This window comes from Thauera sp. K11 (assembly GCF_002354895.1).
GTDB classification, from domain to species: Bacteria; Pseudomonadota; Gammaproteobacteria; order Burkholderiales; family Rhodocyclaceae; genus Thauera; species Thauera sinica.
Map to the genome: position 1 here is coordinate 4330054 of NZ_CP023439.1, position 14007 is coordinate 4344060.

Sequence of the window (14007 nt, forward strand, 5' to 3'; positions counted from 1 at the left end):
GGGCGTCCGCTCCTTGCGCGCAAGGGCGTGCCGGCGGCCTATTGTGCCGCGGGCGGCGTCGGGTGCATCACTTCCGGCGGCACGCCGCCGCGGTCGGCACCGATGTCCTGCGCCACCGGCGGCAACTGGTGGGCGATGCCCTTGTGGCAGTCGATGCAGGTTTTGCCTTCGCTCAGCCCGGCCTGGTGCATCTGGTTGGAGCGGCGGCCCTGCACCGAGTAGTCGAAATACTCGTAGTTGTGGCAGTTGCGGCACTCCTGCGAGTTGTTCGCCTTCATCCGCCGCCATTCGTTCTGCGCCAGGCGCAGGCGCTCGGCGTGGAACTTCTCGGGCGTGTTGATGCTGCCCACGATCTTGCCATAGACCTCCTTGGAAGCCTGGATCTTGCGGATGATCTTGGGCACCCATTCCTTGGGCACGTGGCAGTCCGGACAGGTGGCGCGCACGCCGGTGCGGTTCTGGTAGTGGATCGTGTTGCGGTATTCCCTGAACACGTTCTCCTCCATCTCGTGGCAGGAGATGCAGAACTTCTCCCTGTTCGTCATTTCCAGCGCCCAGTTGAAACCGCCCCAGAAGACGATGCCCGCGGCAAACAGGATGGCGATGGCGCTCCAGCCCGCCCCGCGGATCCTCTGCACCAGGGTCTTGTTGTTGTCGCTCATGGTCTATCCCCGTCGTGTCGAGCCTAGCGCAGGCCATCCGCGCGCTGGAACTGGTTGCCCACCAGCGGCCTGGCGTCCGTCTGCGGCACGTGGCACTGCATGCAGAAGTAGCGCCGCGGCGAGATGTTCGACAGTTCGCCGCCATCGCGGTCCTTGAAGTGGGTCAGGCTCACCTTGGTCGCGCCGCTCTCCTTGTAGCGGCTCCACGCGTGGCAATCCATGCACTTGTTGAAGTTCATGGTGACCTCGTAGCCCTCGACCTTGTGCGGGATCAGCGGCGGCTGCTGCACGTAGTCGCGCTGCATCGGCGCCTGGTCGGGAAGGGTCTTGAAGCCGCCGGGGGACGCCTCCGGCGCCGCCACGTCGGCGCCGCGTATGCTCTTGACGGCCTGGGCGCTCGCGGACGGCGGCAGCGCGGCAAGGCCGAGCGCAGCCACGAATGCAAGCACGCGTTTACGGATTGGTCTGTTCATGACTCGCTCCTGTTGAATCGGGTCGTAATGCGGAAAACGCTCCTGCCGCAGACGTCGACGCAGCGGCCGCAGGCGGTGCAGTCGCCGTCCAGGATCAGCGGATGGCCCTGGCCCACGCCCTTCAGCGCCGGACGGATGACCTGGGGTTCGGGGCACACGGCGAAGCAGTCCATGCAGTCGTTGCAGGCCGAGCGGCGGGCGGCGGACACGCGCAGCACGGCGGCGCGCCCGAGCAGGCCGTAGAAGGCGCCCTGCGGGCACAGGTGGCCGCACCATCCGCGCGGAGCGATGAGCAGGTCGTACAGGAAGATGCCGCCGACGATGCCCCATGCCAGGCCGAAGCCGAAGATCAGCGCGCGATGGAACATCGACACCGGATTCACCCATTCCCACGCCAGCGAGCCGGTGGCCGCCGCCGCCAGCAGGACGAAGCCGAGCAGCCAGTAGCGCGTGCCGCCCGCGGGCGCCTTGCCGCCCTTGAGCCCGAGGCGCCGCCGCAGCCAGGCCGCGGCATCGGTGACGAGGTTCATCGGGCACACCCAGGAACAGAACAGCCGGCCGCCGAACAGCAGGTAGAACGCCAGCACGATGCCGCCGCCGAGCAGCGCCTCGCGGTAGGGCCAGTGGCCGGCTGCGAGCTGCTGCGCGACGAGGAAGGGGTCGGTGAGCGGCAGCACGTCCAGCGTCAGGCTGGACGCCAGGCTGCCCTTCACGATCCACGCGCCGAGCCACGGACCGGCGAGGAAGACCGCGAGGATGCCGATCTGGGACAGGCGCCGCAGCAGCAGCCACTTGTGCGCCCGCAGCCAGCCCTTGGCCGCGACCGCCTCGCGCCCCGGACGTGCCACCACGCCACGCTGCGCCGCCCCGCGCACGCTGGTGGGCGGCGGCGGCTTGCGGCCGGCCGCGCCGGCGGAATCCTGCGTGCTCATGGCTTCCACCTCATGGCTTCCACCCCGAATCGAGGCCGCCCGGCTTCGGGAACGGCTTGTAGTCGGGCACCGCCTGTTCGTCGCCGGCGGGCCCCTCGCCCGGGCCGACGCGGGTGTCGCCGTGGGCCTTGCCTTCCAGTCCGCGCACCGGCAGCTCGACCTGTTCGCCGATCAGCGATTCGCCGGCGGCCTTCTTCTCTTCCCAGCCGCGCAGGTAATGCTCGGCCTTGGAGCCCTGGGCGAGCCGTACCGGCAGCACCTTGATCGCCGCTTCGCCCGGCAGCACGCAGGACTTCTCGCACTTGCCGCAGCCGGTGCAGTGCTCGGAATGCACCGTCGGCAGCAGCATCGCGTGGCGGTCGGAACGCGGATTGTGGATGCGTTCGAGGGTGATCGCCTTGTCGATCACCGGGCACACCCGGTAGCAGACGTCGCAGCGTAGGCCGAGGAAGTTGAGGCAGTTTTCCTGGTCGATCAGCACGGCGAGGCCCATCTTCGCCTTGCCGATGTCCTTCAGCCCGCGGTCGAGCGCACCGGTGGGACAGGCGGCGACGCAGGGAATGTCGTCGCACATCTCGCACGGAATCTTGCGCGCCTCGAAGTAGGGCGTGCCGGTGGCGACGCCGTCACCTAGTCTGGCAAGTTGCAGCGTGTCGTAGGGGCAGCCGCGCACGCACAGGCCGCAGCGCACGCAGGCGGCGAGAAAAGCGGCCTCCGCCAGCGCGCCCGGCGGCCGGATGGCCGTCGCCGGCAGGGCCGAAGCCTGACGGGCGTACAGGCCGGCGCCGAGCGCCAGCAGCCCCGCGCCGCCCGCGACGCCGGCCGCATCCTTGAGGAAGCGGCGGCGCGAGGACGGCACGGCGCCCGACTGGCCGCCGGCCTGGCCGCGTTTGTCCTGGTCGCTCATGATCCGTACTCATCCGCCCCCGGCCGCATGCCCTTTCCCGCCTCAGGCTTTGACCACCTTCACCGCGCACTTCTTGTAGTCGGTTTCCTTGGAGATCGGGCAGGTGGCGTCCAGCGTGAGCTTGTTCACCAGCCGTCCCTCGTCGAAGAAGGGCACGAAGATCAGCCCGACCGGCGGCTTGTTGCGGCCGCGCGTCTCCAGCCGCGCGACGATCTCGCCGCGACGCGAGGCGACTTTCACCGCCATGCCGCGCTGCAGGCCGCGCCTGGTGGCGTCGTCCGGGTGCATGAAGACCTGCGCCTCGGGCACCGCCTTGTGCAGTTCGGGCACGCGGCGGGTCATCGAGCCGGTATGCCAGTGCTCCAGCACGCGGCCGGTGCACAGCCACATGTCGTACTCGGTGTCGGGCTTCTCGGGCGGGTCCTGGTAGGGCAGCGCGAAGATCACCGCCTTGTTGTCCTTGTGGCCGTAGAACTTCACGCCCTCGCCGGACTTCACGTACGGGTCGTAGCCCTCGCGGAAGCGCCACAGCGTCTCCTTGCCTTCGACCACCGGCCAGCGCAGGCCGCGCGTCTTGTGGTAGAGGTCGAAGTCGGCGAGATCGTGGCCGTGGCCGCGGCCGAACATGGCGTATTCCTCGAAGAGGCCCTTCTGCAGGTAGAAGCCGAGCACCTTCGATTCGTCGTTCATGTAGCCCTTGATGGCGTGGCCGTTGGCCTTCTCGACGTCGGCGAGCGGGAACTTGTTCACCTGGCCGTTGGCGTACAGCACGTCGAACAGCGTCTTGCCCTTGTATTCCGGCTTCTTGGCGATCAGCTCGGCCGGCCACACCTCCTCGACCTTGAAGCGCTTGGAGAACTCCATGTACTGCCACAGGTCGGACCTCGCCTCGCCCGGCGCCGGTACCTGCTGGCGCCAGAACTGGGTGCGGCGCTCGGCATTGCCGAAGGCGCCTTCCTTCTCGGCCCACATCGCGCTCGGCAGGATCAGGTCGGCCGACAGCGCGGACACCGTCGGATACACGTCGGACACCACGACGAAGGCTTCCGGATTGCGCCAGCCCGGATAGATCTCGCCATTGACGTTGGGCCCCGCCTGCATGTTGTTGGTGGTGGTGGTCCAGTAGCACTTGATCTTGCCGTCCTTCAGCGCCCGGCTCTGGGCCACCGCGTGCAGGCCGATCTTGGCCGGGATGGTGCCCTCGGGCAGCTTCCAGATCTCTTCCGTATGGGCGCGATGCACCGGATTGGTGACGACCATGTCCGCCGGCAGGCGGTGGGCGAAGGTGCCGACTTCGCGCGCCGTGCCGCAGGCCGAGGGCTGGCCGGTGAGCGAGAACGGGCTGTTGCCCGGCTCGCTGATCTTGCCCACCAGCAGATGGACGTTGTAGATCATGTTGTTCACCCAGGTGCCGCGGGTGTGCTGGTTGAAGCCCATGGTCCAGAACGACACCACCTTGCGCTTGGGGTCGGCATAGACCTCGGCGAGGCGCTTGAGCCTGTCCACCGGCACGCCGGACAGCCTGGAGACATGCTCGGCCGTGTAGGTGGACACGAACCTGGCGAACTCGTCGAAGCCGATGTCCCTGGCCGCGCCGGTGTCGCCCTTGGGCTTGCCCTCGGCGTCCGGGTAGCCGTTGCTCGCGGCCTTGGCCTCGAGCGGATGGTTCGGACGCAGGCCGAAGCCGATGTCCGTCTCGCCCACCTTGAACTTGACGTTGCGATTGACGAAGGCGGTGTTCACCCGCTTGGTCTGGATGATGTGGTTGCAGATGTAGTTGAGGATCGCCAGGTCGGTCTGCGGCACGAAGATCATCGGGTTGTCGGCCAGTTCGTACGAACGGTGCTCGAAGGTCGACAGCACATGCACTTCGGTGCCGTCCTTGGACAGGCGGCGGTCGGTGATGCGGCTCCACAGGATGGGGTGCATCTCGGCCATGTTGGAACCCCACAGCACGAAGGTGTCGGTGTTCTCGATATCGTCGTAGCAGCCCATCGGCTCGTCGATGCCGAAGGTACGCATGAAGCCCGCCACCGCGGAGGCCATGCAGTGGCGCGCGTTGGGGTCGATGTTGTTGGTGCGGAAACCCGCCTTGTAGAGCTTGGAGGCGGCGTAGCCTTCCCAGATCGTCCATTGGCCGGAGCCGAACATCGCGATCGAATCCGGCCCGTTGGCCTTCATCGCGGCCTTCCACTTCTCGGCCATGATGTCGAACGCCTGGTTCCAGGTGATGGGCGTGAACTCGCCGTTCTTGTCGTACTTGCCGTTCTTCATGCGCAGCAGCGGCTTGGTGAGCCGGTCCTCGCCGTACATGATCTTGGACAGGAAGTAGCCCTTGATGCAGTTCAGGCCGCGATTGACGGGCGAATCCGGGTCGCCCTGCGTCGCCACCACGCGGCCGTTCTGCACGCCGACCAGCACCGAACAGCCGGTGCCGCAGAAGCGGCAGGCCGCCTTGTCCCAGCGGATCCGGGTCCCGTCCGGGCTCCTGGTCTGCGCTTCCGCGACCACCGGGATGCCGATGCCGGCGCTGGCCGCCGCGGCCGCAATCGCGTTGGTCTTGATGAATTCGCGTCGATCCATGGTCATTTCATGCCTCCAGATGTTCGAGACCTTCGTCGGTGTATTCGTAGGCGAGCGTCACGCCGTGGACTTTCGGCGCCATGTTCACTGCCAGGATGGAATCGGCGACCGACCAGCCCTCGCCGTCTTCGACGGTGACGACGATCCTGCCGGTCTCGGCCGACGCACCGTGCATCTCGACGCCCGGGATGCCGCGCAGGCTTGCCTGCACTTCGGGGAAATCGGCGGGCATCGCCCGCACGACCAGACTTGCGACCTTCATTGCTTGACCTCCGTGGGGGCGTTCATCGCATCTGCATCCATGGACCGCAGCTCGATCGCCCGCACCGGACAGGGCCCGGAGCAGGCGCCGCAGCCGTTGCAGGCATCGGTCTCGAGCACGGGCAGCGCCACCCCGCCCAGGCGCGGGCGAAAGCGGATGGCGGCGGCCGGACAGGCTTCGCCGCAGACCCGGCACTCGACGCCCTGCGCCGCCAGGCAGGCTTGGCCGATGCGCACGCGCAGCGTCCAGGGGGGATCCTCGGCCTGCTCGCGGTACAGCGCGCGGGGTTCGCAGCGGCTGACGCACTCGCCGCAGAAGGTGCATTCACCGCCGGCGAAGTCGACGGCGGGATAGCCGCCGTCGGCGCGCACCAGGATCTGCGTCGGACAGTGGTCGATGCAGGCAGCGCAGCGCGTGCAGTGGGCGACGAAATCGGCCTCGTCCCGCGCCCACGGCGGACGCTGGGCGGTGGCGGCAGCGGCATTCACGCGTCCGCGCAGAAAACCACGGCGCGACATCGAGGCGGCTTCCACAGGCTCTTCCCGGCAACTGATCGTTCGCATTAAAGGCCATGACGCGAACCGGGCCATTGATTCGCATCAAGCCTGCACCCGCGGAAGGGGTTTTTTCACAACGGGAAAACGCCTGCCCTCGCAGCCGGGGATGGCGGGCCGGAGCCCGCCCGTGCGGCGCTCAGCGGCGCAGGTGCTCCACCGCCCACACCGCGGCCTCGACCCGCGAGCGCAGCTCGAGCTTGCGCAGGATGTGCTTGACGTGGACCTTCACCGTGCCTTCGGCGATGTCGAGTTCGCGCCCGATGAGCTTGTTCGACAAGCCGGCGGCGATCTTCTCGAGGATGCGCACTTCCTGCTCGGTGAGTCCGGCCGCCGCCGCGGTGTGCGGCCGGTTGTCGCCGCGCAGGGCGGCGGCGAGCAGGTGGGTGAGCTGCTCCGACACGACGATGCGCCCGGCCGCGGCGTCGCGCAGCGCGGCCATCATCGCCTCGGGCTCCATGTCCTTCAGCAGATAGCCGTCCGCACCGGCCTGCAGCGCCGCGACGAGGTCGGCGGCGCGGTCGGACACGGTGATCACGACCACGCAGGCGTCCGACTGCGCCGCGCGCAGGCTGCGCAGCACCTCGATGCCGCCCATGTCGCGCATGTTGAGGTCGAGCAGCATCAGGTCGGGCTGGAGTTCGCGCGCCAGCACCAGTCCTGCCGCGCCGCCGGCCGCCTCGCCGACCAGGCGGAAAGCGGGGATCGTCTGCAGCATCTGCGCCAGTCCCTTGCGGAACAGGGGGTGGTCGTCGACGATCAGGACGCGTTGCTGCTCGCTCATCGAAGCGGGTTCTCCAGGGCGGGGGGAAGGGGTGCCGGCGCGTGGTGGCTGGCGATGAAGCGCAGGCCGACCCGCGTGCCGCCGCCAGGCCGCGGGCTGATCTCGAGCGTGCCGCCGAGGCCGCGCGCGCGTTCGCGCATGATGGCGAGGCCGTGATGCTGCCACGGATCGGCAGGCGATCCGCCCAGACCCACGCCGTCGTCCTCGATGACGACGCCGACCTCGCCGCCGGGGCCACACGACAGGCTCACGGACGCCCGCCGTGCATTGGCGTGGCGCACCATGTTGGACAGCGCTTCGCGCACGATCTGCAGCACATGGACTTCCTGGTTCGGACTCAGCCCGCAGTCGGCGAGCCGGGTGCTCAGTTCGACCTGCACGCCGCCGCGGGCCGCGTGCTCCTGCACCGCCTCGCGCAGCAGGGTCGGGAAGTCGCCCGACAGTTCGAGGCGGAAGGACACCAGCAGCTCACGCAACTGGCGGTAGGCCGCGCCGATGCCCTCGCGCAGGTCCGCCAGCACCGCCGCGGCCTCGGCCGCGCGTGCGGGGTCGCCGAGCAGCGGCTGCAGCAGGCTGACCTGGATCTTCATGTACGACAGGGCCTGCGCCAGCGAGTCGTGCAGTTCGCGCGCGATCACCGAGCGCTCCTCCTGCAGCGCGAGCAGGCGCTCCTGCTCGCCGCGCCGGGCGGCGCCGAGCGCCATGCCGATGTGGCGGGTGAGCGCCTCGACGAGCTGGAACTGCCAGTCCTCGAGGCGTGCCCCCGCGGGCAGGGTGAGCCGCAGCATGCCGTAGTGGTATTCGCGGTCGCGCAGCGGGATGCGCAGCAGTTCGGCCTCGCGCGCCGGCGGATCGATGCGCAGCGGGTGCGCCGACGCGCGGCACGCGCCGCAGGCGGCATCGCCCAGGGCCAGGCGTTCGGGACAGGCGCCCAGCGTGGAGGCGATCACCGTGGCGGGCCCGTCGTGCCGCGGTTCGATGCACACGAAGCTGCTCGCCAGGCCGGCGATCTGCTCGATGTCGCGCAGCGTCGCCTCGTAGGCTTCGGGTGCGGTCGGCGTCTGGTAGAGGCGCGCGATGGCGTGATAGAGCAGTTCCAGCGAGCGGTTCGAGCGCTGCAGCGCGGCCGTCTTGTCGGCCACGCGCTGTTCCAGCGTCTGGTACTGGCGCGACATCTCGTTGGCCATCAGGTTGAAGGTGGCCCCGACGCGGCCGAGTTCGTCGTAGCCGACGTGCGTCACGCGGGCGGAGAAATTGCCGCGCGCGATCCCCTGCGCCGCCCGCAGCAGATCCACCAGCGGGCGATGCACCGAACGATGCAGCATCAGCAGGGCCAGCGCGATGACGACCAGGATGGCGGCGATGGCGGCGGCGAGAATCTGCTTGAGGTCGGCGATGCGGGCCTCCGTGTCCTGCTCGAGCACGGTCACCAGCGTGTCGAGCTGCCCGACGAAGAGATCGACCTCCACGAGCAGTTTCTCGACGTTCTCCTGCGCCATCGGCGCCTTCTCGCCCATCGTCGCCTCGAGGCGCGGCCTCAGGCTGGTGTGCCAGGTGACATCGATGCCGCGGTAGGTGGCGGCGAACAGGCCGCCGGGGTTGCGCTGCACGGCCCGCTGCAATGCCGGATGGGCAAGGCCGCGTTCGAAATCGTCGATCGCCCCGTGCACGCGCTCGCCGGACAGGCCGCCGCCCAGCGCGTCGGTGGCGACCAGTCCGGCCACCCGGTGGGTGAGGCGCCGCAGGCTGCCGGCGACGTTGATGGCGCTCGCACTGCCGCGCATGCCTTCGGCGACCATGACCGACGCGCTCATGCCGGCCAGGCCGATCAGCGCCAGGGCGATCAGCGCCAGCGCCACCACCAGCAGGATCGAATGCCGCACGAGCCAGCGCGGCAGCATCAGCCCCATGGCCTTCCTCCTGTCGAACCCCGCACGCCGGAGCGCCGCGCCATGCGACATGCATCCGCCCCCGAATACCTCCTTGGAGGTACGGCATGCCTCGAATGCGCCGCGGCAGCGCATTGGATATGGACTTCATCACATCTAGACTTCACACCATCGCCACGCCCTGTGCGTCATCGTCAAGGAGTGACGAAGCATGCATTACGAAATCCCGGCGCCGTCCATCCCGCAGTTGCGGCGCATCCCGCCCTTCGATCTGCTGGCCGACGGTGCGCTGCACCGGCTGCTCTCGGGTTCCAAGCTGATACGCGCGGAGCGCGGCGAGATTCTCGCACAGGCGCAGGACGTCGCCACCAGCATCCATATCGTTCTGGACGGCGAGGTACGGTGCGTCCTGCTGTCCCCCTCCGGCAACGAGAAGCTGCTGCGGCTGGTCGGCGCCGGCGACCTCTACGGTGAGGAAGCGGCGCTGCTCGGCCGCCACTACATGGCCACCGTCCAGGCCCAGCGCCAGACCCGCCTGCTGGTCGTGCCGGTGGCCGCTTTCCGCCATGCGATGGCCGAGACCGCGGCCTTCGCGCAGGCCATCACCATGCGGCTGGCCGCCGCGGCCTATGAACTGATGGCCCACCTGCAGCTCTGTGTGCAGCTCAACAGCACCCAGCGGGTGGCGCAGTACCTGGCCCAGCTCGCCCCCGAGGATGCGGAGCGCTGGGAGATTCACCTGTCCAGCGACAAGCAGACCATCGCCGCCCAGCTCAACCTCACGCCCGAGACCTTTTCCCGCGTGCTGTCGCGCTTCGCGCGCGAGGGCCTGATCCGCACCGAAGGCCGCCGCCGGGTGGTGCTGGACAAGCTTTCGCAGTTGCGCAACTGCGCCGCGCAGTAGCGTCTCCGCCGGAACCGCAGGCGCCGCCGCGTGCCGGCACGCCGGTCAGCGGGTGATCGGCTCGACCGCGGCCAGATGCGCCGGCACCGCCAGCCAGCGGCCCAGCATCCGCCAGGTGTCGAGGTCGAAACGGCGCTCGGCGGCGGCATGGAGGGCCGGCAGCGCATCGCGCCGGTCCGCGCTGCCCAGATGGCACCACAGATCGAACAGGTGGAAAGCCTCGCGGCCGCTGGCGGCGTGCCGCTCCGCCACGATCACCGCCCCGGGCCAGGGCCAGGGCTTGACGCGCGCCGCGGCCAGCGCGCCCGCCAGCCGTGCATCGTGCTCGGCCATGGATTCCCGCCCGGCGCACACGCCGGCGCAGCGCCTGGCCGCGTGGGCCGAACAGGCGCCGCTCGTGCCCGGTTCGAGCCCGAGCCGGCGCGGGCACAGGCGGTACAGCAGGGCCAGTTCGCGCAGCAGGTTGTCGGCCTCGCGGCGGTTGCGGAACGCGCCGCACAGGTCTTCCCAGTCCTGCGGATCGGTGCCGGCGATCGGCACCTGCTCGTAGATCGGCGCGCGCTTGCGGTTGGCGACCAGGCGCAGCGCGAATGCGCCGTCGCCCGCCTCCGGCAGCCGGTTGCCCGGCGGGCGCAGTTGCTTCAGCAGTTCGGCCTCGAGGAGCAGCGCCCCCAGTTCGCCGGCGGTCTCGATCCAGTCGACGCGCCGCACCTGACGGGCGAGTTCGGCATCGCGCGCCTTCGCACCGGAGGCGGCGAAGTGCTCCCTGACCTTGCCGCGCAGGTTCAGGCTGCGGCCGATGTACAGCGGCCGGTCGCCGCGCCCGGCGGGCGGCGGCTCGGCCTCGGCATGGAGGAGATAGACGCCCGGCCCGTCCGGCACCGCTTCGAGCATGCCTTCGGGCAGGCCGGGCGGACGCGCCGGGGCCTTCATCGCACGCTCGGCGGCGCGCGCCATCGTCTCGGGCGCGAAGTTGCCGCTCACCAGCCGCGCGAACTGCAACAGCGCCTCGGCATCGCCCATCGCGCGGTGGCGGGCGTCGCACACCAGGCCGTGGCGCTCGATCAGCGCGTCGAGGCCGTGGCGGTGATGCTCCGGATGCAGGGCGCGCGACAGCTTGACGGTGCACAGCACCGGCGCGTCGAAGGAACGGCCGGCGCGGGCGAACTCGTTCTTGATGAAGCCGTAGTCGAAGCGCGCGTTGTGCGCCACGAACACGCAGCCTTCCAGCAGCGCGGCCACCGTGTCCGCGAGCGCCTCGAAGCGCGGCGCGCCGGACACCATCGCATCGGTGATGCCGACGAGGTCCTGGATCATGCGCGGGATGGGCACGCCGGGATCGACCAGGCTCTCCCAGCGCGCGACGACCTCGCCGCCCTCGATGCGCAGGATGGCGATCTCGGTGACGCGGTCGCGCACCGGATGCGCACCGGTCGTCTCGACGTCGATGAAGGCGAGCCGGGCAGGCAAGCCGGAGGACAGGCTCATCGCTTCAGCCGCGCCTCGGGGCCGGGGACGAACGAAAGCGCGTGGCAGGGATTCCCCCGTCCACGCGCCCGTCCTGCTGGTCTGCGCCCCGGCCTCGACGCGGCCGGCGCGGCATCCCGGTCAATGATTGGTGTCGTAGTAGTACGGCTTCACCGCCACGCGGCTTTCCTGGAAGCGCTGCTGATCTTCCAGCGATTGCGGCTTGTCCCACCACAGCGCGCGGCCCTTCTTCTGCTCGACGTTCTCTTGCGGATGCTTCTGCATCCATTCGCGCATGAACTTGGTGTGATCGGATTCGTACGTCGCCATGTCGGCCCTTCTCCCAATGAAAACCGGCGTGATTCTAATCGAATCGGGGACGTTCAGCCGACGCGGCCGTCGCCCCGCACGCGGCCGATGCGCACCACTTCGGGGATGCGGCGCACCGCCCGCACCACGCGGGCGAGATGCGGGCGGTCGCGGACCTGCAGCGTGAGGTTGAGCGCGGTGTAGTCGCCCTGCTCGTTGTCCATGTTGACCGTCTGGATGTTGCAGTCTTCCTCGGAAATCGAACTCGCCACCTTGGCCAGCACGCCGCGCTGGTTTTGCGTCAGCACGCGGATGCGCACGTCGAACAGGCGGTCGCTGCCGGTCTCCCATTCCACGTCGACCCAGCGACCGCGGTCGCCGCGCAGCTTGGCGACGGTCGGGCAGTCGTGCAGGTGGACTTCCAGCCCCTGGCCCTTGCGTATCGTGCCGATGATCGGATCGCCCGGGATCGGACTGCAGCAGCGCGCCAGTTGTACCGCGATGCCTTCCGAGCCGCGGATGGTGATCGCCCCGGCAGGCTTGGGCTTGACCACGTCGGGCCGGCCGGACTCCATGTCCTGCGCCTGCGACAGGCGGCGCGCGATGATGGCCGGCAGGCGCTTGCCCAGTCCGATGTCGGCGAACACGTCCTTCTTGTGGCGCACGCCGCGGTCGCGCAGGAAGCGGTCCCAGGCGAAGGTGGATATCTGCCCCAGCGTGAGGCCGTGCGGGCGCAGGGCCTGGTTGAGCAGGCGCTCGCCGAGCGCGACGGACTCGTCCTGCTGCGCGCTCTTCATGAAATGGCGGATCTGCGCGCGCGCCTTGCCGGTGCGCACGTAGGACAGCCAGGCGGGGTTGGGATTGGCGTGCGCCGCGGTGATGATCTCGACCTGGTCGCCGTTGTGCAGTTCGCTGCGCAGCGGCATCAGGTCGCCGTTGATGCGGCAGGCGACGCAGCGGTTGCCGACGTCGGTGTGCACCGCGTAGGCGAAGTCCACCGGCGTGGAGCCCTTGGGCAGCGAGAAGATCTTGCCCTTGGGCGAAAACGCATAGACCTCGCCAGGGAAGAGGTCGATCTTGACGTGTTCGAGGAATTCGGTGGCCTCGCCCGAGGCCGACTGCAGCTCCAGCAGCGACTGCAGCCAGCTGTGCGTCTTCTGCTGCAGTTCGGTGAGCGTCTTCTCGTCTTCCTTGTACAGCCAGTGCGAAGCGACGCCCGCCTCGGCGATGTGGTGCATCTCGCGGGTGCGGATCTGCACCTCGACCGGCATGCCGAAGGGCCCGATCAGTGTGGTGTGCAGGCTCTGGTAGCCGTTCGCCTTGGGGATCGCGAGGTAGTCCTTGAACTTGCCCGGCACCGGCTTGTACATGGAATGCAGCGCGCCCAGCGACAGGTAGCAGCTCGGCACGTCCTTGACGATGACGCGAAAACCGTAGATGTCGAGCACCTGCGAGAACGACAGGTGCTTCTCGACCATCTTGCGGTAGATGCCGTACAGGTGCTTCTCGCGGCCCTGCACCTCGGCCTCGATGCCCCACTGCGGCAGGCGCTCCTCGATGGCGGCGAGCACCTTGCCCACCACCTCGCGGCGGTTGCCGCGCGCCGCGCGGATCGCCCTCGACAGCACCCGGAAGCGCAGCGGGTACTTGTGCTCGAAGGACAGCTCCTGCAGTTCGCGGTACAGGTCGTTGAGCCCGAGCCGGTTGGCGATGGGCGCGTAGATCTCCAGCGTCTCGTTGGCGATGCGGCGACGCTTGGCCGGCCGCACGGCATCGAGCGTGCGCATGTTGTGCATGCGGTCGGCGAGCTTGATCAGGATCACGCGCAGGTCGCTGGCCATCGCCAGCAGCATCTTGCGGAAGTTCTCCGCCTGCGCTTCCTCGTGCGAGCGGAACTCGATCTTGTCCAGCTTGGACAGGCCGTCGACGAGTTCGGCGGACACCTTGCCGAAACGCTCGGCGATCTCCGCCTTGGAGATGTGGGTGTCCTCCATCACGTCGTGCAGCAGCGCGGCGATCAGGGCCTGGGAATCCAGGTGCCAGTCGGCGACGATGGAGGCGACCGCCACCGGATGCGAGATGTAGGGATCGCCGCTGATGCGGAACTGCCCTTCGTGGGCATTGGCCGAGAAGTGGTAGGCCGCCTCGATGCGGCCGACGTCCTCGGGCTTCAGGTAGGCGGAGATCTTCTCCTTGAGGCGCACGAAATCGAGCGCCAGCACGGGATACGCCGGCGTCGGGGCCAGCGGCGGGGGGGCGGACACGTCACTGCCGGACATGG

13 protein-coding genes are annotated in these 14007 nt (G+C 69.0%); 1 reads left to right on the top strand and 12 read right to left on the bottom strand.

Translation table 11 applies throughout. The features are described 5' to 3' along the window. Nucleotides 1–38 precede the first annotated feature (38 nt). The 9 genes from CCZ27_RS19045 to CCZ27_RS19085 form a co-directional block, all read right to left on the bottom strand. Nucleotides 39–662: a NapC/NirT family cytochrome c gene (locus tag CCZ27_RS19045; RefSeq protein WP_096450819.1), complete on the bottom strand. Its 624-nt coding sequence runs from the start codon at nt 660–662 to the stop codon at nt 39–41. Between the two features lie 23 nt (nt 663–685). Further along, nucleotides 686–1135: a nitrate reductase cytochrome c-type subunit gene (locus CCZ27_RS19050; protein ID WP_096450821.1), complete on the bottom strand. Its 450-nt coding sequence runs from the start codon at nt 1133–1135 to the stop codon at nt 686–688. Then, a complete protein-coding gene (gene napH / locus CCZ27_RS19055) occupies nt 1132–2067 on the bottom strand; it encodes a quinol dehydrogenase ferredoxin subunit NapH (protein WP_096452782.1) in 936 nt (311 codons plus the stop codon). The genes CCZ27_RS19050 and napH overlap by 4 nt, the downstream gene beginning before the upstream one ends. 10 nt (nt 2068–2077) lie before the next feature. Continuing rightward, nucleotides 2078–2974, bottom strand: coding sequence for a ferredoxin-type protein NapG (gene napG, locus CCZ27_RS19060; RefSeq protein ID WP_096450823.1), 897 nt, complete (start codon nt 2972–2974; stop codon nt 2078–2080). A 42-nt stretch (nt 2975–3016) separates the two neighbouring features. Then, nucleotides 3017–5563 (bottom strand): nitrate reductase catalytic subunit NapA, encoded by a 2547-nt coding sequence (gene napA / locus CCZ27_RS19065; RefSeq protein WP_096450825.1) that lies wholly within the window; start codon nt 5561–5563, stop codon nt 3017–3019. Between the two features lies 1 nt (nt 5564). Continuing rightward, nucleotides 5565–5819: a chaperone NapD gene (locus CCZ27_RS19070; protein WP_096450827.1), complete on the bottom strand. Its 255-nt coding sequence runs from the start codon at nt 5817–5819 to the stop codon at nt 5565–5567. Next, nucleotides 5816–6337 carry a ferredoxin-type protein NapF gene (napF, locus tag CCZ27_RS19075; protein ID WP_096452784.1) on the bottom strand — a complete coding sequence of 174 codons (522 nt, stop codon included), beginning with the start codon at nt 6335–6337 and terminating at the stop codon, nt 5816–5818. Before napF ends, CCZ27_RS19070 begins: the two co-directional genes overlap by 4 nt. A gap of 175 nt (nt 6338–6512) precedes the next feature. After that, entirely contained in the window at nt 6513–7157 is a 645-nt protein-coding gene (gene narL, locus CCZ27_RS19080; RefSeq protein WP_096450829.1) for a two-component system response regulator NarL, read from the bottom strand. Next, nucleotides 7154–9067 carry a histidine kinase gene (locus CCZ27_RS19085; RefSeq protein WP_096450831.1) on the bottom strand — a complete coding sequence of 638 codons (1914 nt, stop codon included), beginning with the start codon at nt 9065–9067 and terminating at the stop codon, nt 7154–7156. Before CCZ27_RS19085 ends, narL begins: the two co-directional genes overlap by 4 nt. Nucleotides 9068–9257: 190 nt before the next feature. On the opposite strand from CCZ27_RS19085, the gene CCZ27_RS19090 reads away from it, so the two are divergent. Then, entirely contained in the window at nt 9258–9950 is a 693-nt protein-coding gene (locus CCZ27_RS19090) for a Crp/Fnr family transcriptional regulator (protein WP_096450833.1), read from the top strand. Nucleotides 9951–9995: 45 nt separating this feature from the next. Here CCZ27_RS19090 and CCZ27_RS19095 read toward each other — a convergent pair whose 3' ends face one another. From CCZ27_RS19095 to CCZ27_RS19105, 3 genes are all read right to left on the bottom strand, one after another. Next, nucleotides 9996–11438 carry an exonuclease domain-containing protein gene (locus CCZ27_RS19095; protein ID WP_096450835.1) on the bottom strand — a complete coding sequence of 481 codons (1443 nt, stop codon included), beginning with the start codon at nt 11436–11438 and terminating at the stop codon, nt 9996–9998. Nucleotides 11439–11558: 120 nt separating this feature from the next. Next, on the bottom strand, nt 11559–11747 hold the full coding sequence (locus CCZ27_RS19100) for a DUF3460 family protein (protein ID WP_096450837.1): 189 nt from the start codon (nt 11745–11747) through the stop codon (nt 11559–11561). A gap of 53 nt (nt 11748–11800) precedes the next feature. Further along, nucleotides 11801–14005, bottom strand: a complete 2205-nt coding sequence (locus CCZ27_RS19105) for a RelA/SpoT family protein (protein WP_096450839.1) — start codon at nt 14003–14005, stop codon at nt 11801–11803. Between the last annotated feature and the right edge of the window lie 2 nt (nt 14006–14007).

Coding starts and splice junctions, on each gene's coding strand:
- CCZ27_RS19100 (WP_096450837.1), bottom strand. CDS start 11,747: ATGGCGACGTACGAATCCGATCACACCAAGTTCATGCGCGAATGGATG.
- CCZ27_RS19070 (WP_096450827.1), bottom strand. CDS start 5,819: ATGAAGGTCGCAAGTCTGGTCGTGCGGGCGATGCCCGCCGATTTCCCC.
- CCZ27_RS19105 (WP_096450839.1), bottom strand. CDS start 14,005: ATGTCCGGCAGTGACGTGTCCGCCCCCCCGCCGCTGGCCCCGACGCCG.
- napG (WP_096450823.1), bottom strand. CDS start 2,974: ATGAGCGACCAGGACAAACGCGGCCAGGCCGGCGGCCAGTCGGGCGCC.
- CCZ27_RS19085 (WP_096450831.1), bottom strand. CDS start 9,067: ATGGGGCTGATGCTGCCGCGCTGGCTCGTGCGGCATTCGATCCTGCTG.
- napF (WP_096452784.1), bottom strand. CDS start 6,337: ATGTCGCGCCGTGGTTTTCTGCGCGGACGCGTGAATGCCGCTGCCGCC.
- narL (WP_096450829.1), bottom strand. CDS start 7,157: ATGAGCGAGCAGCAACGCGTCCTGATCGTCGACGACCACCCCCTGTTC.
- CCZ27_RS19045 (WP_096450819.1), bottom strand. CDS start 662: ATGAGCGACAACAACAAGACCCTGGTGCAGAGGATCCGCGGGGCGGGC.
- napA (WP_096450825.1), bottom strand. CDS start 5,563: ATGACCATGGATCGACGCGAATTCATCAAGACCAACGCGATTGCGGCC.
- CCZ27_RS19090 (WP_096450833.1), top strand. CDS start 9,258: ATGCATTACGAAATCCCGGCGCCGTCCATCCCGCAGTTGCGGCGCATC.
- CCZ27_RS19050 (WP_096450821.1), bottom strand. CDS start 1,135: ATGAACAGACCAATCCGTAAACGCGTGCTTGCATTCGTGGCTGCGCTC.
- napH (WP_096452782.1), bottom strand. CDS start 2,067: ATGAGCACGCAGGATTCCGCCGGCGCGGCCGGCCGCAAGCCGCCGCCG.
- CCZ27_RS19095 (WP_096450835.1), bottom strand. CDS start 11,438: ATGAGCCTGTCCTCCGGCTTGCCTGCCCGGCTCGCCTTCATCGACGTC.